General features: G+C 62.8%; 14 protein-coding genes. 6 read left to right on the forward strand and 8 right to left on the reverse strand.

Annotated features, from left to right (window positions below; all coding sequences use genetic code 11):
* Window positions 1-71: 71 nt before the first annotated feature.
* The 5 genes from BM173_RS09205 to BM173_RS09225 form a co-directional block, all read right to left on the reverse strand.
* Complete coding sequence (locus tag BM173_RS09205; protein WP_090480506.1) at window positions 72-1,502, reverse strand: sugar MFS transporter; 1,431 nt, start codon at window positions 1,500-1,502, stop codon at window positions 72-74.
* A 102-nt stretch (window positions 1,503-1,604) separates the two neighbouring features.
* A complete protein-coding gene (locus BM173_RS09210) occupies window positions 1,605-3,983 on the reverse strand; it encodes a glycoside hydrolase family 3 protein (protein WP_090480509.1) in 2,379 nt (792 codons plus the stop codon).
* A gap of 86 nt (window positions 3,984-4,069) precedes the next feature.
* Window positions 4,070-5,299: an MFS transporter gene (locus tag BM173_RS09215; protein WP_342741975.1), complete on the reverse strand. Its 1,230-nt coding sequence runs from the start codon at window positions 5,297-5,299 to the stop codon at window positions 4,070-4,072.
* A complete protein-coding gene (locus BM173_RS09220) occupies window positions 5,271-6,320 on the reverse strand; it encodes a LacI family DNA-binding transcriptional regulator (protein WP_090480514.1) in 1,050 nt (349 codons plus the stop codon). The genes BM173_RS09215 and BM173_RS09220 overlap by 29 nt, the downstream gene beginning before the upstream one ends.
* A 168-nt stretch (window positions 6,321-6,488) precedes the next feature.
* Window positions 6,489-9,875: a TonB-dependent receptor gene (locus BM173_RS09225; RefSeq protein WP_090480519.1), complete on the reverse strand. Its 3,387-nt coding sequence runs from the start codon at window positions 9,873-9,875 to the stop codon at window positions 6,489-6,491.
* Window positions 9,876-10,029: 154 nt separating this feature from the next.
* Here BM173_RS09225 and BM173_RS09230 point away from each other — a divergent pair, with 154 nt between their 5' ends.
* From BM173_RS09230 to BM173_RS09255, 6 genes are all read left to right on the forward strand, one after another.
* On the forward strand, window positions 10,030-11,532 hold the full coding sequence (locus BM173_RS09230; protein WP_090480522.1) for a tryptophan halogenase family protein: 1,503 nt from the start codon (window positions 10,030-10,032) through the stop codon (window positions 11,530-11,532).
* Window positions 11,533-11,573: 41 nt separating this feature from the next.
* On the forward strand, window positions 11,574-12,164 hold the full coding sequence (locus BM173_RS09235) for a flavin reductase family protein (protein ID WP_090480525.1): 591 nt from the start codon (window positions 11,574-11,576) through the stop codon (window positions 12,162-12,164).
* 60 nt (window positions 12,165-12,224) lie between these two features.
* Entirely contained in the window at window positions 12,225-13,202 is a 978-nt protein-coding gene (locus tag BM173_RS09240; protein WP_090480527.1) for an NAD(P)H-dependent flavin oxidoreductase, read from the forward strand.
* A 12-nt stretch (window positions 13,203-13,214) separates the two neighbouring features.
* A complete protein-coding gene (locus BM173_RS09245) occupies window positions 13,215-14,357 on the forward strand; it encodes an acyl-CoA dehydrogenase family protein (RefSeq protein WP_090480530.1) in 1,143 nt (380 codons plus the stop codon).
* A 10-nt stretch (window positions 14,358-14,367) separates the two neighbouring features.
* Entirely contained in the window at window positions 14,368-15,105 is a 738-nt protein-coding gene (locus BM173_RS09250; protein WP_090480533.1) for an SDR family NAD(P)-dependent oxidoreductase, read from the forward strand.
* A gap of 182 nt (window positions 15,106-15,287) precedes the next feature.
* Window positions 15,288-16,313 (forward strand): aldo/keto reductase, encoded by a 1,026-nt coding sequence (locus tag BM173_RS09255; RefSeq protein ID WP_090480535.1) that lies wholly within the window; start codon window positions 15,288-15,290, stop codon window positions 16,311-16,313.
* 93 nt (window positions 16,314-16,406) lie between these two features.
* On the opposite strand, the gene BM173_RS09260 is transcribed toward BM173_RS09255, so the two are convergent.
* The 3 genes from BM173_RS09260 to mtgA all read right to left on the reverse strand — a co-directional run bounded on the left by BM173_RS09260 (window position 16,407) and on the right by mtgA (window position 18,762).
* Window positions 16,407-16,970: a fasciclin domain-containing protein gene (locus BM173_RS09260; RefSeq protein ID WP_090480538.1), complete on the reverse strand. Its 564-nt coding sequence runs from the start codon at window positions 16,968-16,970 to the stop codon at window positions 16,407-16,409.
* 88 nt (window positions 16,971-17,058) lie between these two features.
* Window positions 17,059-17,997: a cation diffusion facilitator family transporter gene (locus tag BM173_RS09265; protein WP_090480540.1), complete on the reverse strand. Its 939-nt coding sequence runs from the start codon at window positions 17,995-17,997 to the stop codon at window positions 17,059-17,061.
* Window positions 17,998-18,093: 96 nt separating this feature from the next.
* Entirely contained in the window at window positions 18,094-18,762 is a 669-nt protein-coding gene (gene mtgA / locus BM173_RS09270) for a monofunctional biosynthetic peptidoglycan transglycosylase (RefSeq protein WP_090480543.1), read from the reverse strand.
* Window position 18,763: the final 1 nt, after the last annotated feature.

Here is an 18,763-nt window from a genome sequence, read left to right on the forward strand (position 1 = left end):
ACCAGTTCGGGGGCCGCATGGCAGACCGAAGCCTCCATGCGAACCCCCGAAAGTGCCGGTCATGGCCGGTATCAGGCTACGGCAGGCCTTCTTGCGAAGATGCCGAAGGCTGCAATGATGGCGTAGCAGATGATCGGGATGACCATGGCGAAGGCCAAGTCGCCGCCGGTCGCATCGGCTACCACACCGTAGAGCAGCGGGACCACCGCGCCGCCGAAAATGGCGACATTGATGATGCCCGAGCCGTCTGCCGCACGCGGGCCGAGCTTTTCGCAGGCCAGCGAGAAGATGGTCGGGAACATGATCGAGTTCATCAGGCCGACTGCAAGCAGGCTGTAGGCTGCCACTTCGCCCGAGGTCATCGTGCTGATGAGGATCAGCAGGATCGAACCCGTCGCGTTGAAGGCCAGGATCTTGCCCGGGCTGAAGATGCGCAGGAAGTAAGAGCCGATGAAGCGGCCGACCATTGCGCCGCCCCAGTAAAGACCGATCATCCAGCCGATGACGCTTTCCGGCTCACCCAGAACGCGTTCCTGCGACAGGTAATTGATGATCACCGACCCGATCGAGACCTCGGCGCCGACATACAGGAAGATGCACAGCGCGCCGAAGCTGAAACGCGTGCGGGTCAACAAGGGGTTGTCGTAGAGCCACACGGCAGGAGCCGCCAGGATCAGCGCAACGCCGAGCCATGGGCTGATCTGGATCGCCGAGAAAACGCCGGCAATCACCAGCGCGAGACCGACGAGATAGCGGCCCCAGGTGACCAGTTCGCCATCGCCCATGATCTTGGAATCATGCGGCAGGCGGTTGCGGAACAGCCAGACGGCGATGGCCACGACGGCGATCAGCGCTGCAAGGCCGAGATAGCCCTGCCAGATCGCTTCGCTTTCGGCCTGGCGATATTCCATCAGCGCCTGTCCCGACAATTCGTCGGCGCTCACGGTTGCAAGGCTGCCGAGGATTACCACCGCACCCACGATCGGGAAAACGGTCGTGCCGAGCGAGTTGAACGCCTGGGCGAAGGTAAGACGGCTATGCGTCGTGCTGGGCGGGCCAAGTAGGGAGATCAGCGGATTGGCCACGACCTGAACGATCACGACCCCGCTGGCGAGGACGAAAAGTGCGCCCAGGAAAACGATATAGGTCGCTGTTTGGCTGGCGGGGATGAAGAGAAGGCAGCCGACCATCATGGTCAGGAGACCCGCAACCGCGCCGCGCATATAGCCCAACTTCTTGACCAGCTTTGCACCCGGAATGCCGATGATGAGGTAGGCTGCGAAGAAGCAGAACTGCACCAGCATCGCTTCGGTCCAGCTGAGCGTGAAGAGCTCTTTCAGTTTCGGGATGATGACATCGTTTAGGGACGTGATCCCGCCGAAGATGAAAAACAGTCCGAAGACGAAATATTGCAGTCCCGGTGCATCCACCGGGGGAGTGTCATCGTCGATCTCAATCGGATTGGGATCGGTGCTTGACGCAACGTCAGGTGCCAAAGCCATTCAATTTTCTCCCCAATGATCGCCGGTCAAACGCCGTGCGACCCGTTATCCCTATCGGTGTGCCAGCACAGCGCCGCTGCGCAAAGCAAATACGAATGCCCGTCAGAACGAGCAGTCGGTCCCCTCTGCAAATTCTTCGCGCACGATCGATCCGATATTGATCGTGAAATCGCCTTCGGAACCCAGTGCCAGCGTCGGGCCGAGGTCCGTTGCGCAGGCCGAAGTGATGATCATCTCGCGATAACCCTTGCCTGCCGCGACAGCCAGTTGCTGCGTGATGTCGAGCGGTTCGCCCGAGCCGACCTTGACATAGAATGGCGCAAGCGGCCGGTTCTCGACTTCGTAGACGATGCGATAGCCATATCCATCGTCGCCGTCCCCCTGCACAAGCTCGAGGATGGAGCCTGCGTTGAACGTAAGCTCGCGCGCATCTTCCTGGGCAGTGCGGTCGATCCCGCGGGCGGTGATGCCGCCTGCCGAGCCGCGCAGGTTGTCGAGCTTGCCGGTTGTCGTATTGGCGAGCACGCCGTCGGCCAGACGGCCGCTGACATACCAGTCCTTGGCGGCGCCCTGTTCGAGCGGAGCGCAGGTTTCATCGAGGGTCGGCAATGCGCTGGTGTCTGCCAGCGTGCGGCCATAGCCCACGGTGAACAGCGCCCCGTCGGGCCCGTTGAGCGGACCGAAATCGCACGTGGCGGGCCAGCTAAAACCGAGCTTGCCGGTCGCGGGCATGGCGCCTGTCAGGACGTCGGCAATGCCTGCGCCTTCGCCGCCCGGAAGCCAGGATGCCACGAAGGCATCGGCGATGTTCAGTTCGCGGTTCATCCACATGGGACGCCCCGAAAGGAAGACGGCCACGGTCGGCACGCCTTCGGCCTTGAACTTGCGCAGCAGTTCGAGCCCTTCGGTGTCCGGGAAGCCGAGGTGCTTCCGGTCGCCTGCGAATTCCGCATAGGGTTCTTCGCCGAAGACCACGACTGCAACGTCCGGCTTGGCCGTGTAACTGCCGTCCTGCGACAGCGTGGCGCTACCGCCGCTTGCTTCGACGGCACTTTCGAGCCCCGACCAGATCGAGGTCGCGCCCGGGAAATTCGCATTGGTCAGGTCGCCGCCGCCCTGCCAAGTCAGCGTCCAGCCACCCGAAGCCTGCGCGATGCTGTCGGCAGCGCTACCGGCAACGAGGACATTAGCCCCTTCCTTCAGGGGAAGGACGCCATTGTTGGTCAGGATGACCTGCGACTTGGCGACCGCTTCGCGCGCGATGGCGCGGTGTTCGGCAGAGCCCAGTAGCGCATAATTGCCTGCGTTCGGACGGTCGGAAGGCTTCACGAACTCGTCCAGCAGCCCTGCGCGCATCTTCATGCGCAGCACGCGGCCCACGGCTTCGTCGAGGCGCGCCATCGGGATCGTGCCGTCTTCGACCTGTGCGACCAGCGTTTCGAGCAAGCCCTTCCAGTCGTCGGGGACCATGTAGATGTCGAGACCGGCGAGAAGCGACTGCGGGCAATCGGTGTTGGTGCAGCCCTTGACCTGTCCGTGGCCGTTCCAGTCGCCGACCACCAGGCCGTCGAAGCCCAGTTCGCCTCGCAGGAAATCGGTCAGCAGCGCTTCGTTGCCGTGCATCTTTCGACCATTGACCGAGTTGAAGCTTGCCATGATCGTTTCGACACCGGCGTCGATCGTTGCCGGATAGGGATAGGCGTGCAGCGCCTTCAGATCCTCAATGTCGCCGTTGACCTCGCCCTGGTCGACACCCTGATCGGTCCCGCCATCGCCGAAGAAATGCTTCGCGGTGGCGAAGACGTGGCCTGCGCCCAGACGGTCGGGATCGCCCTTGGCGCCCTGCAGGCCCTCGACCAGCGCCGCGCCGAGCGGGGCGACGATCTTCGGATCTTCGGAATAGCTTTCGTAGGTACGACCCCAGCGGTCGTCGCGCGCGACGGCCACGGTGGGCGAGAAGTTCCAGTCGATGCCGGTCACTTCGATCTCGACGGCCGTGGCATGGCCGATCCGGCGCAGCAGGTCGGCATCGCGGGTCGCGCCAAGGCCGATATTGTGCGGGAAGATCGTGGCCTGGACGACATTGGTGTGGCCGTGGACGGCATCGGTGCCCCAGATGGTCGGGATGATCGGTTCGCCGTTTTCCTGCGGCTGGACCGAGGCGAGATAAATCTCGTCGGCATAGCGCAGCCATTCGGAAGCAGGGGCGAATTCCTCGCCATAAGGGCCGCCGTTGCCGCCGTTGAGATAGCTGCCGAAACGATAGCGGCGCATGTCTTCGGGCGTGAACGAGTTGATCTGCGGCTGGATGAGCTGCGCGACCTTGCGTTCAAGGCTCATGCGCGAAAGCAGGTCGGCGACACGGGCGTCTTCGGACCCCTCGGCGACTGCCACTGGGGTGGTTTCGACCTCTGCCGGAATTGCCGAACAGCCAGCCAGGGCAAGGGCCGCCGCCGATGCCGTCCAAAACGCCTTCTTCATTGTGTCCCTCCGCGTCCTCTTTTAATTGAGAACGTTATCAATCGCGAGAAGTGACACGACTTAAAAGGAAAATCAAGCCATCAGATTCAACGCTTGGCTGTGAGGAGAAGCACGGTCGCGAGGGCTGCCAGTCCTGCCAGAAGCAGGAACAGCGCATCGAAGCCGAACAGGGGCACAAGCGCCAGCGTCAGCCACGGCATGATGAGGCTGGGCACGGTGTTCGTCAGGTTGAAGATGCCGAGGTCGCGGCCGCGTGTCGCGGGCTTGGGCAGGAAACGCAGGGTTTGGCTGGAATGGAGAGCCAGGAACACGCTGGTCGCCAGGCCGAAAACCACATAGCCGAAAATCGCGCTCGCCAGCGTGTCGGCGAGCCCCATGATGATCAAACCTGCCGCGCCTACCCCCGATCCGATTGCCAGCGGCAGCAGGGGCCTGTCGTTGCGGTCGGACCAGCGCCCGGCAAGCATCGCCAAGGGTATCGACAGGCCCAGCACAAGGGTGAAGACCGTTGCGGTCCGGTTGTCGCCGAAATCGGCGTCGATCGTTGCGAACCATACCAGCAGATAGGCGAATAGCGCGGCCTCGGCGATCTGGACGAGCAGGCGCGCGAGCCACATCCGGGCTACCGTGCTCCGCGGCTGCCTGCGCGCCGCCGCCGCGTCGCTTACGCTCGCCGCCGGTGCAGCGGTGAGATGCGGCATGGCAACCGGCTTTCCGAACAGGAGGACCGGCAACACGCATAGCGCCACGATCGCAGCGACCAGACTCAGGCGGGCATCGGCACCCGCCAAGCCGGGGATTGTGATAAGCGCGCCGGATAGCGCGCCCAGCGCAGGTGCGAAGGCGAGCAGGCCGCCAAGCTTGCCTTTCTGTTCATCGGGCACGCAGTCGCCCGCCCAAGCGGCAAGGGGGGCGAGCATCATGTTGAGGCCGATCTGCCAGACCACGATGAGACCGAGCAGCTCGGCCGCGCTGTCTGTCCTGCGCACGCCGACAAGCAAAACCGACGAAAGCGCAAGCCCGGCCAGGATCCATCCGCGGCGATTGCGCGTGATATCGCTGAGCCAGCCGAATGCGATGTTCGAAATGCTGGCCGAAATGGCCCCGGCGAACGCAATATAGGCCAGGGCGCCGATCGTATCGGTAGCTTCCAGCTCGCCCACCCGCACCGGGAGGAGCAGGGTAAGGAAAGGCACATAGGCGACCGCACCGCCTGCCGTTGCCAGCGCGTAAAGCCACAGGAAGCGGCTGGTCTGCCGGTGACGGGTGTCGCCTGGTTCCATCCGGTCAGGCTGGGGCAGGGCCGGTCGATCCACGAACGACCAATTCGCCCTTCACGCGGACCGGCTCGGTCGGGAGCTGGCCCTTCTTCGCATCGATCAGCAGTTCGACCGCCCGAGATGCCGTTGCGGCGATCGGCTGGTCGACCGCGGTAAGGGGCGGCTGCGTAAAGCGCACGATTGGCGAATTGTCGAAGCTGATGACCGAAAGGTCTTCGGGAATGCGCAGGTCCATTTCCCTTGCCACTTGCATGGCGGCGAAGGTCATCTGGTCGCTGCTGGCGATGATCGCGGTGGGGCGCTCGGGCAGGGAAAGCAGCTTTCGTGCCGCCTCCAAGCCGCTATCGAACCCGAAGTCACCGCGTTCGCACAATCCCTTGGTCGGGAGCTTCGCGGCGAACATGGCTTCCTTCCACCCGGCGATACGCCAGTCGGAAAGGCTGAATTCGGAGGGGCCGGCGATGAAGCCGATCCTTTCGTGGCCGAGGTCGAGCAGGTGCTCGGTCGCGATCCGCGCGTTGTGCGTATCGCCCATGGTCATGGGGATGCCCGGACCCGGGTCGGTCGAGCCGATCCGCGCAAACGGTATGCCGCGTTCGGCGAGAAGGCCGGTGATCAGCGGATTGCCGGAGTGGGGCGGGGTGAGAATTACGCCATCGGGCTGCAGGGCCGCGATGGCCGCACCCAGTTCGCGCTCGACATGGTCGTTATGGGTATCGACGAGCTCGATCAGCATGCGGTAGCCGTGCTCGGCACAGGTCAACATTCCGCCGAGCAGCATCTGGTCGACCCAGTCGCGGCCTTCGCGTGCACGCCAGTCGGCGATGGTAAGGTCGCGGTCGTTGATCGCGAGAATGAGGTAGGAGCGCGAGCCGCTCATCCGCTGGGCCGCGATGGACGGGACATAGCCGAGCTTGTCGATGCTCGACTGTACCCGCTCTTTCATGGCCGGCCGGACATTGGGCTCGTTGTTGATGACGCGGCTGACGGTCTGGAGCGAAACCCCAGCATCTGCTGCCACATGCTTGATGGTCACGGCCTGACGGCGCCTGCCCATAACGAAACCCCCGAATGGTCAATTGGATATCGACCGGTCCGCAGCCAACCTAATCCTAGCGGTCAGGATTTGGAATGGTCCGGTTGCGTTTTTCAAGAGAGGAAAGACAAACGGGCCCCGGTCTCGCAACCGGGGCCCGTAGTGTTTTCCTGCCTTCAACCCCGGTGCTTAGAAATTGAACCGGGCGAGGAAGGTGTAACGGCGGTCGTTACGGAAGGCGTTGCTGATGAAGCGCGTGCCATCGTAGTCGACCACTGTCGAGAGCTTGGTCACTTCGTCGAGCAGGTTCACGCCCTGTACGCCGATCTTCAGGTTCTCGTTGACCGTGTAGAAGATCGATGCGTCCAGCTGGCCGCCCGCTTCCTGGAAGGTCGGCGAGAACGGGAAGAGATCGTCTCGCGGCGTCACCAGGAACTCGCTGCGCCAGTTGTAGGCGGCACGGGCCGAGAACGGTCCTTTCTCGTAAAAGATCACACCGTTGATGGTGGATTCGGAGAAACCACGCAGCGGCAGCTGTGCCTGGAACGGTCCGACGTTCTGCGGCGAGGCACCGTCTGCGACCGACGGGTTGCCGATGTCCGACAGGGTCGGGTTCGTGAAGTCGCCGGCATCGATATAGGTGTAGGAAGCCTGCACCCCGAAGCCGTCGAGCGGACCCGGCAGGAAGTCGAACTTGTGCTGGTAAGCCAGTTCGAAGCCCTTGAGCGTGCCGTCGTAATCATTGGCAGGGCCAGTGATGATGACGTCGGCCGTCGTGCCGCTTTCCGCGGTGTAGGTCTGCAGACCCGTACCCTGGTCGATCAGGCCGGTGATGTCCTTGATGAAGAAGGCCGCCGTAAGCGAGCCGACTTCGGCGAAGTACCATTCTGCCGAGACATCGTAGTTCCACGATTCGACCGGGCGAACGCCGCGGTTACCCGTGGTGATCGACAGCAGCGGACCGCTGTCGACACGGCCGCTGAAGCCGAACACGCCGCCCGCACTGAAGTTGTTCAGGTCGGGACGGACAATGCCCTTCGAGACAGCGCCGCGAAGGACGAAGCCGGTGCCGGTGTCGAGCCTGATGTTGAAGCTCGGCAGCCAGTGGTCGAAGGTGATATCGCGGTTGTCGCGGATGACTTCGCCGGTGAACAGCGAGGCATATTCCGCGAGGCGTGCGCCTTCCAGATCGCAATAGAGGATTTCCGGACCGAATGCGGAACCCGTGTCCGGGTCGACCGGTGCGCCCGGCGGTATGGTCGGGCAGGAGCCGGAGATTTCGTCCGGCTGGACGACACCGTCGCCATTGCCGCCATTAGCCACTGCATCGAATTGTGCCGGATCGGGGAATGCGACCAGCGCATCGGTGCGTACGAGTGTGTCCGCATAGCGAAGGCCGATGTTACCGCCGATCGACCAGCCGTTGTCGAAGTCCATGCCGTAATCGACACGGGCATAGGCAGCGGTGGTGGTTTCGGCGACGTCGGAGATTTCCGACGGGCAGAACGGATCGCAATCGACGACAGTGCCGTCGAGCAGCGTGCGCTGGCGGCCGTTCACGCCGAGGTTGAAGCGTTCCGGCGTCTGCGAGAAGGTCGTGATCTCGTCCCACTGACCGTCGATCACACCATCGAGGTAGTCCTGCAGGAAGTCGTCGCCGCCGTAGAACCAGGCTTCGCCGCCCGGGATCGGGGTCGCGACTTCACCGCGCTGGAAACCGTCCGCGAAGGGCGAACGCAGCTGCGAATAATTCGGGAATTCATCCGTGAACGCACCGCCGGCGATCGCGAATTCCTGATCCGGCAGGCCGGTGTAGAAACGACCCGGCGTGAAGCCCGACCAGTCCGCCGTCCACGGCTGGGGACCGGTAAAGCAGCCCGGACCTTCGCCCCACGGCGCACAGCCGCCACGGCCGGCCCACGGAGCCGACAAATTGCCCCATGTGCTGAAGTTCGTGTTGCGCGTCGTCCGCTCACGAGCAGCCCAGCGCGCGCCGAAGCGGGCTTTCTTGAAGAAGCCGTCGTCGCTGATGTCGTACTCGAAGTCGCCGCGCAGGCTGAACATGTCGGCATCGTTGTCTTCGCGGCTGTCGAGGCCGAACCAGTAATAGGTGTAGAAGCCCGAGCTGAAGTAGTCTGCCGGTGCCCCGAGCGGAGCGATGAACTGGACGTTCGGGGTTTCACCCGAAAGATCGAGGTCGATGTCGGCCCAGGTGCTCATCGCGCCGAAGACGGAATCGCGGGTCAGGTCCGACTTGATGTACTGCGCTTCGAAGTTGCCGCGGAAGCGGTCCGAGAAGATCGTGTCGATGTCGAACGAGATGTCCTGGGTGACGCTCTTGGTGTCACGCAGGAAGCGCAGGCTGTCCATCGGGATGCCGCCGAGGCCGAAGGGCGTCGCATAAGGATCGCCGACATTGTCGGTGAGGATGCCGCTGACGAACTTGCCATCTTCGAACTGCCAGTTGCTGTCCGAACGCGGTTCGGGCGAGGCGACGCCGTCGTCCATGCGGCCGATCAGCGCGAATTCCTCGGTCGAGAAAGTCGTTTCCGAACGCAGGTATTCCAGCGTCATCAACAGGCCGCCGTCGAGCGTTTCGAACTGGGCGACACCCGAGATCGCTTCGCGGTCACGGTCGAGGTCGGTGGTACGAACACCGGCGTACTGCGGCACCAGGACGGAGCCGGAGGGCGGGAATTCATTGGGCTGGTAGTTCGGTTCGTCACCGAAGCCGCCGGAATTGAGGTCGAATACGCGCTGGCATCCGCCGCTCAGGTCGGCCGGACGGTAGCAGGGATCGATCGCCTGCGAGGAGTCCGTGCGGCTCTTGAGCTTCGAGTTCGAGTAGCTCAGCTGGACGCCGAAGGTGCCGTGCGCGCTGTCGAACGTGTCCGAAACCAGCAGGTTGTAGGTCGGCGACCACTTTTCACGCAGATCGCCGTAGTTCGCTTCGATCGAGCCGGCGACATTGAGGCCGGGGTTGTCGAGCGGCTTGCGCGTGACGAGGTTGACGAGGCCCGAGATCTGGCCTTCGATCATGTCTGCGGTGACGTTCTTGAAGACTTCCACGCGGCCGACGAGTTCGGGCGATACGTCTTCGAAGCTCAGGCTGCGGCCACCGGTCGCGGAGAAGATGTCGCGACCGTTGAGTTCCGAACGGCCGAAATTGTCGGGCAGGCCGCGGATGATGACGCCGGTGCCTTCGACGGAGAAGCGGGTCGGGTCGGAGGTTTTCTCGAAGCGGCCGATGTTGACGCCGGGGACGCGCTGCAGCGCTTCTGCGACCGAACGGTCGGCCAGTGCGCCGATGTCTTCTGCGGTGATGACGTCGACGACGGTGTCGGCGCGTTCCTTGAAGTCCTGTGCGCTGCGCAGCGAAGCAGCGATACCGGTAACGATGATGACGTTATCCTGATCGAGCTCTTCCGGAGTGCCGCCGGCACTTTCTTCGGTGAGATCTTCATCCGCATCCTGTGCGAAGGCGGGCTGCGCGGCGACGAGCGCAAGGCTCGACGCGGTCGTCAGTGCGGCAATCCGGCGCCCGAACGTGGCGCCACCTGTTTTGGTGCGAGACATGTATCCTCCCTGGTCCCAAGCGATATGTCAGGACGAATCCTGCATTCATTCTGTCATATATCGCCACTTGTTAGCGTTCACAACATACAATATGAACGTTCACAACAATCGTGGTAGACTGGCAACAGCTGCTCTTTGGTGGCATGGGGTTTCAATGGCTATCGAACATATCGTCATCGTCGGTGGTGGTACGGCTGGCTGGATGGCTGCCGCCGCCCTTTCGCGCATCCGCGAGGGGCGCAACCTGAAGATCACGCTGCTCGAATCCGAGCAGATCGGTACGGTCGGCGTGGGCGAGGCAACGATCCCGCCGTTCGTCGAATTCAATCAGGCGCTCGAAATCGACGAGCGCGAGATGCTTTCGGCGACGCAGGGTACGTTCAAGCTGGGCATCCAGTTTAGCAACTGGGGCCAGGTCGGCGAAAGCTATATCCACCCCTTCGGCAATTACGGTTACGATATCGGGGGGATCAATTTCCACCAGGTCTGGCACGCCATGCGCCAGCGCGGCGACAAACGCCCGATCCAGGCCTTCAACCTCGAAACCATGGCCGCCTATTTCGGCCGGTTCTCGCGCACGCAGGACTACAACCGCGACGACCTGCCGCCGATGAACTACGCCTATCATATCGACGCCTCGCGCTATGCGGGCTTCCTGCGCCAGTACGCCGAGAAATACGGCGTCGTGCGCCAGGAAGGCCGGGTCGATGACGTAGCGCTTCACCCCGAAACCGGTTTCGTGACCTGCGTCACCCTGCAGAGCGGAGAGAAGATCGAAGGCGACTTCTTCGTCGACTGTTCGGGATTTCGCGGCTTGTTGATCGAGCAAGCGCTCGAGACGGGTTACGAGGAGTGGACGCATCTCCTCCCGTGCGACCGTGCGGTGGCACTGCCGTGCAACCGCGACGACGGGTCTCCGCCTCCGCCATTCACCAAGGCAACGGCGCATTCGGCAGGCTGGCAGTGGCAGGTCCCGCTCCAGCACCGCAACGGGAACGGACACGTCTACTGCAGCGAATTCATGTCCGATGACGAGGCGCACGACATCCTGGTCAAGAACCTCGCCGGCAAGCCGACGGCGGAACCCAATTTCCTGCGCTTCGTGACCGGGCGTCGCAAGAAGTTCTGGAACAAGAACGTGGTCGCGCTGGGTCTCGCGTCAGGCTTCATGGAGCCGCTGGAATCCACCTCGATCCACCTCATCAACACGGGCGTGAACAAGCTGATCGCCCTGCTTTCGCTCGACGGGGTCAACGAGGCGCAGATCAGCACCTACAACCGCCTAACCCGCAAGGAATACGAGCGGATCCGCGACTTCCTCGTGCTGCATTACAACGCGACCCGCCGGACCGATTCCCCCTTCTGGGATTACGTGCGCACGATGGACGTTCCCGAAACGCTCACCGAGAAGGTCGAGATATTCAAGGCGAACGGACAGGTCTTCCGCGAAGAGGACGAGCTGTTCACCACGACCAGCTGGGCGGCGGTCATGATGGGTCAGGGCATTGCGATGGAAGGCAACAGCCCGATGGCCGACGATGTCGCGACGCATATGGCGGGCGAAGTCGACGAGATGGAGAAATCCATCCGCTGGCTGGTGGAAAGAATGCCCGGTCACGGCCAGTATCTCCAGAAATACAGCCCCGCTCCGGCGTAATCCTTGCCCTTGGCCACCGCGCGGGTTAGCGCTCACCGGCAATGTTCGACCCGCAGGCTTTCCGCAGCGCACTCGGCTCCTTCGTTACCGGCGTCACCATCGTGACGACGCGGGACGAGAGCGGGCGCCCCATCGGCCTGACGGCGAACAGCTTCAACTCGGTCAGCCTCGACCCGCCGATGGTCCTGTGGAGCCTGTCGCTGCATTCTGGGAGCCTGCCGGTCTTCCGCGAGGCGAAGAGCTGGGCCGTTCATGTGCTCGCCGCAGACCAGCAGGCCATGTCGGATCGCTTCGCCCAGCCGGGGCAGGACAAGTTCGACGGGCTGAAGGCGGCAGACGGGCCGGAAGGCGCGCCGTTGATCGAAGGGTATGCCGCGCGCTTCGGATGCCGGGCGCGCTTCGAATACGAGGGCGGCGATCACGCCATCTTCCTTGGCGAAGTGGTCGATTTCGAACGCCGCGATGCAGAGCCGCTGATCTATCATTCGGGCAATTACGGCCGCGTGATGCGCTCTCCCACCGGCGAAGACCTCGAGCATGAAGGCCTGGCGGAGAAAACTTCCGGCGGCCTTGCCCTTACGGAACGCGGGGCGGAACTGATGGAAGCGCTGCAACGCCTGTCGAAGCGCTAGACTCGGCTCTCTCGCCCCGATACCGGTTGCGAAAAGCAACCAGCAGGAGAGGCAGCCATCATGAAAACGCGCATCACCGAAATGTTCGGCATCGAGCATCCGATCATCCAGGGCGGCATGCATTATGTCGGCTTTGCGGAAATGGCGGCGGCGGTTTCCAATGCGGGCGGCCTCGGCATCATCACCGCGCTGACGCAGGGCACGCCCGAAAAGCTGGCGAACGAGATCGCGCGCTGCAAGGACATGACCGACAAGCCGATCGGCGTGAACCTGACCTTCCTGCCGACGGTCAATGCGCCCGACTATCCGGGCCTCGTGCGCACGATCATCGAAGGCGGTGTGAAAATCGTGGAGACGGCTGGCAACAACCCGGCGCAGGTGCTGCCCTTCTTCAAGGATGCGGGCGTCAAGGTGATCCACAAATGCACCAGCGTGCGCCACAGCCTGAAAGCCCAGTCGATCGGCTGCGACGCGGTCAGCGTCGACGGGTTCGAGTGCGGCGGCCACCCGGGCGAAGACGATATCCCGAACATGATCCTGCTCCCGCGCGCTGCGGACGAGCTGGAAATCCCCTTCGTCGCCAGCGGCGGCCAGGCCGATGCGCGCAGCCTCGTTGCCAGCCTCGCCATGGGCGCGGACGGCATCAACATGGGCACGCGCTTCATCGCCACCAAGGAAGCGCCGGTGCACGAGAACGTGAAGAAAGCAATCGTCGCGGCGAGCGAGCTCGACACCCGCCTCGTCATGCGTCCGCTGCGGAATACCGAACGCGTGATGACCAACGACGCGGTCGAGGAACTGCTCGAGATCGAGAAGCAGAAGGGCGACGATCTCAAGTTCGAGGACATCATCGAACAGGTCGCGGGCGTCTATCCGCGGATCATGACCGAAGGCGATATGGATGCAGGTGCATGGTCGTGCGGCATGGTTGCGGGGCTCATAAACGACATCCCGACCTGTAAGGAACTGATCGACGGCATCATGGCCGATGCGGACAAGATCATTCGCCAGCGCCTCGCAGGCTTCATCGACGCCTAGGAGCCGCACGCCATGCTCGATACCGCCAAACGTTTCGCCTATAACGAAGACCACGAGACTTTCCGCGATACGGTTCGCAGGGTCTTTGCCGAACACATGACCCCCTTCCTTGACAAGCACGAGGAAGAGGGCATTGTCGGGCGCGAAGCATGGAAGGCCCTGGGCGATGCAGGAATGCTGTGCCCCACGGTCGCCGAAGAGAACGGCGGCCTCGGCCTCGACTTCGGCTTCAACTGCGTGATCGCCGAGGAACTGAGCTACCTCGGTTCGTCCGCTGGCTTCACCCTGCAGAACGACATTACCGTCAATTACTTCGAACGGCTCGGCACGGACGAGCAGAAGAAGAAATACCTGCCCGGCATGGTGTCGGGAGACATCATCACTGCTATTGCCATGACCGAGCCGGGCGCGGGTTCCGACCTGCAGGGCGTGCGCACCACCGCTGTCCTCGACGGCGACGAATGGGTCATCAACGGCTCGAAAACCTATATCACCAACGGCCAGAATGCCGATGTCGTGATCGTGGTCGCCAAGACCGATCCTTCGCAAGGCGCAAAGGGCACCTCGCTGATCCTGGTGGATGCCGATACTCCCGGGTTCGAGCGTGGGCGCAATCTCGACAAGATCGGCCAGCATGCCGCCGACACCTCGGAACTGTTCTTCCAGGACTGCCGTGTGCCCAGGGACAATCTACTCGGCGGGGAAGGGCGCGGCTTCATCCACCTGATGGAGGAATTGCCGCAGGAGCGCCTCTCCATCGCGGTCGGTGCGCAGGCCGGTGCCCAGCGCGCCTTCGACGAAGCGGTCGCCTTCACCAAGGACCGCAAGGCATTCGGCAGGACGGTGTTCGAATTCCAGAACACGAAATTCGTGCTCGCCGACCTCGCTGCCAAGCTGCAGGTCGGCTGGGCCCATCTCGACTGGGCGATCCTGCGCCATCTCGAAGGCAAGCTGACCACGGACGAAGCCAGCGCGGCGAAGCTGTGGCACACGGACCTGCAATGGGAATGCTGCGACAAGGCCCTGCAACTGCACGGCGGCGCGGGCTACATGAACGAATATCCCATTGCCCGCCTGTGGCGCGATGCCCGCGTCCAGCGCATTTACGGCGGCACGAACGAAATCATGAAGGAAGTCGTGAGCCGCGCGATCTGAGGAGAATAGCATGACCGACCCGCTGGATTTTTCAGGCAAGAGCGTCCTCGTGATCGGGGGGACGAGCGGGATCGGCAACGGTATCGCGCACGGCTTTCGCGATCACGGAGCCGACGTCCACGTCACCGGCACGCGCGCGAAAGCCGAAGATTATGCCGAGGCCGACGGCAGCGTGATGGAGGGACTGACCTTTCATTCGCTCGACGTCAGCGACCGCGAAGCCGTCGATGCGTTCGAATGGCCCGAACGGCTGGATGTAGTGGTGCTGTGCCAAGGCATCGCCCGCTACAATCGCGAGGAATTCACCCGCGAAGGCTGGGACGCCGTAATGGCGGTCAATCTCGATTCCCTGCTCGACTGCGCCAATGCGGTGCGCGTGAAGCTGGCCGATACGGGCGGCTCGCTGCTCATCGTCAGCTCCATCGGAGGCTATCGCGGACTGATCGGCAATCCGGCTTACGGAGCCAGCAAGGCGGCCGCGATCAGCATGGTCAAATCGCTGGGCGTGGCTTTCGCTGAGGAGGGTATCCGCGTGAACGGCATTGCTCCGGGCTATGTCCATACCAAGATCAACGACGCTTTTCTCGGCAACGAGAAGTTCCGCGATGCCACTATCAAGAGCACGCCGCGTGGCCGCCTCGGGCTGCCGCAGGATATGGCAGGGGTGGCCCTGTTCCTCTCCTCTCCGCTTGCCGATTACGTCGTCGGCCAGACAATCAGCGTCGATGGCGGCTTGTCGCTGGCCTGACCGCGCCCTTTGCCTTTCCTACTCGAGCGGTAAATGCCAGTCCTGATGAGTGGGTATGGACGAAAGAAAACATCGAGGTGTCAACCGGATGTCGTTTTGAAAATATGTCTTAAAACAAACACTAAGGGCCGATTTGTGAAGGCGACACAGTGTCGCCTTCGTCACCCGGCAAGGATGTGAACATGGAATACGTCAATCTCGGCCGCTCCGGCCTCAAGGTCTCCCGCCTGTGCCTTGGCTGCATGAGCTATGGCGACACCAGCAGGGGCTGGCACGGCGATTGGGTGCTGTCCGAAAAGGAGAGCCGTCCCTTCATCCGCGAGGCGGTGGAGGCAGGGATCAATTTCTTCGACACGGCCAATATGTATTCGATGGGCGCGTCCGAAGAGGTGGTCGGCAGGCTGCTGCCTGAATTTGCCAAGCGTGACGAGATTGTCGTCGCGACCAAGGCCTTCCTTCCGTGGCGGCAGGCACCCAATGCAGGCGGGCTTTCGCGCAAGAGCCTGATGCAGGCGATGGACGACAGCCTCGACCGGCTGGGGATGGATTATGTCGATCTCTACCAGATCCATCGCTGGGACGAGAGCACCCCGATCGAGGAAACGATGGAGGCGCTGCACGATATCGTGAAGTCGGGCAAGGCGCGTTATATAGGCGCGTCCTCCATGGCGGCATGGCAGTTTGCCAAGGCGCAAGAGGTGGCGCGCGCGAACGGCTGGACGCCGTTCATTTCGATGCAGAACCACGTGAACCTGCTCTACCGCGAAGAAGAGCGCGAGATGATCCCGCTATGCCGGGACCAGGGCGTCGGGATCATTCCATGGTCGCCGCTCGCACGCGGAAAGCTGGCAAGGGCGTGGGACGAAAGCACCGTGCGCAGCGAAACCGATGGTTTCGGCAAGATGCTCTACACGCAGAACGTCGATGCCGACCGCGCGATTGTCGAAGCGGTCGGCAAGATCGCGGAGGCGCGCGGCGTGTCGCGGGCGACCGTGGCGCTCGCATGGCATTTCGCAGTCGACGGGATCACCGCGCCGATCATCGGGGCGACCAAGGATGGTCACATTGCAGCGGCAGTCGCGGCAATGTCGCTCGACCTGACGGAAGAGGAGGTGGAAAGCCTCGAAAATCCCTATGCGCCGAAAACGCCGGTCGGCGTCGCCTCGACCGCTCCGCGAAACTGGTCACTGACGCTCAAGGGCAAATAAAAGTCCCGCCCGGCGCTTTGCGGAACCGGGCGGGACAGTCGGCACTGGGCGCGAAGGGGATGCAACGCTCACGGCAGTGCCGGGAGCTTGGCATCAACCGGGCAGGAAGACGCTGTCCGTGACGTGGATGACGCCGTTGGTGGTCTTCACGTCGGCCTGGATGACTTCGGCTTCGCGGCCGGCGGCATCGGTGACGACGATCGTGCTGCCGTCGAAGCTGGCAGTCAGCGTTTCGCCGGCCAGCGTCTCGAATTCATAGCTGCCGCCCGACTGGCGGATGGCCTGCGACAGGCGTGCTGCCGGGATGCGGCCGGCCACCACGTGATAGGTGAGTATGTTGGTCAGCGTGTCGCGGTTTTCGGGAATCAGCAGGCTTTCGACCGTGCCGTCCGGCAGTTCGCCGAACGCATCGTCGGTGGGTGCGAAGACGGTGTAGGGGCCGGGCGACGACAGCGTCTCGACGAGACCTGCGGTGTCGACGGCGGTGACCAGCGTCTCGTGGATGCCGGTGCTCATGGCGGCTTCTACGATGTTGGGCTGCGATTTCTTCGCGCCGTGATTATGGGCCAGGGCCGGCGCGCCGGCGGCGAGGGCGAAACCGCCCATGGCCAGGACCGAAGCTGCGGCAGCGGCTTTGACTTTTTTAGAAATAGGCAAGGAAACTCTCCGAATTTTCTGCCCGTCCAGTGACACAAGCACTCGGCAGGACTGACGTTCCGGAGAAACGGCTGAATTCTGCGGTTTTCTAGGCGCAGAAATTCGATTTCTGTGACCGTGTTTTCTCGATCTGAATCGTGGCGTGGTGGATCCGGTGGTGATGTTCCAGTTCGTCCGCGACTTCGGAGAGGAATTCGTCGCCGGGATGGCCGGCTGGCATCACGAGATGCGCCGTAAGCGCGGTCTCGGTGGTCGACATCGGCCAGATATGGAGATCATGGACGGCCTCCACCCCGTCGAGCGAGGCGAGGTAAGTGCGCACGGACTTTTCCGAGATACCTTTCGGCACCGCCAGCAGGCTCATTGCGACACTGTCCTTCAGCAGGCCCCAGGTACCCCACGCGATAACGGCGACGATGACGAGGCTGACCGCCGGATCGATCCACAGTGCGCCGGTATAGATGATGGCGATACCGGCGAGGACGACACCAAGGCTCACCAACGCATCGGCTGCCATGTGCAGGAAAGCGCCGCGAATGTTGAGGTCATGTTCCCGACCGCGCAGGAAGAGGAGGGCAGTGCCGGTATTGATGGCGATGCCGATACCCGCGACGATGACCATGGTCATGCCCTGGACCGGCTGGGGATCGGAAATGCGGTGTGCCGTCTCGAACGCTATCGCGCCGATCGCGACCAGCAGCAGTGCGGCATTGGCAAGGGCCGCCAGAATGGTCGAGCTCTTGTAGCCATAGGTGAACCGCTCGTTCGGCGGACGCTTGGCGGCAACGCTCGCGCCCCAGGCCAGCAGCAGCGCCAGCACGTCGGAGAGGTTGTGCCCGGCATCCGCGATCAGCGCCATCGAGCCGGAAATCCACCCGTACACCGCCTCGACGATGACGAAGCCGGTGTTGAGGATGATGCCGATCAGGAATGCGCGGCCGAAATCCTTCGGCGCATGGGAATGCCCGTGCCCCGAATGGTCGTGGTCATGCCCGCCTGTATGATCATGGCTGTGGCCGATGCCCAAGTGCCGGTGCCTTCCTTGCGTTGCTTCCTGCCCTCAGACCATCACTGGCCCCGAAAGGCAAACAATACAGCAAGATATCCTGTCAGGAGAAAGAGTCTATTCGTAGATGCAGCTGTCGAGCCCGTCCCGCGCCACAACGCCAATGCGCGCCGAAATCGTATTCCCGTGCCTGCGCAGCCAGCCGCCGGGATTTGTCACGGAGCGTTCCTGCGGCAGCGGAAGGGCAGCGGCCATGCGTGCCGCCTCAAGAGGCGTGAGGCTCGCCGCCGACTTGCGGAAATAACGCTGTGCTCCCGCTTCGGCGCCATAGGTCCCGATGCCCGTCTCCGCGACATTCAGGTAGACTTCCATGATCCGCCGCTTGTCCCAGATATTCTCGATCAGGACAGTGAACCAGGCTTCCAGCCCTTTGCGGAAATAGCCGCCACCCTGCCACAGGAAGACGTTCTTCGCGGTCTGCTGGCTGATCGTCGATCCGCCGCGGATCCGGCCACCCTTGGCGTTCTGCTCGATGGCATTCTCGATAGCCTCGCGGTCGAAGCCGTCATGCGTACAGAACTTGCCGTCCTCAGCCGCGATAACGGCCCTCACAAGGTTCCGGTCGATGTTCGACAGCGGCTCCCAATCCTTGGTGATCCCGTCACCGTTCATCACCATGGTCGCCGTCACCGGTACGGGCACGAACTTGAACGTCAGCACCAACAGCAGGCTGAGGGCGACGAAGCCGAGCAGGAACTTGAACAGGAAGCGGACGAGAAAACGCATG

Origin of the sequence: Qipengyuania nanhaisediminis (genome assembly GCF_900115585.1) — a bacterium.
In the GTDB taxonomy this organism is placed as follows: domain Bacteria; phylum Pseudomonadota; class Alphaproteobacteria; order Sphingomonadales; family Sphingomonadaceae; genus Qipengyuania; species Qipengyuania nanhaisediminis.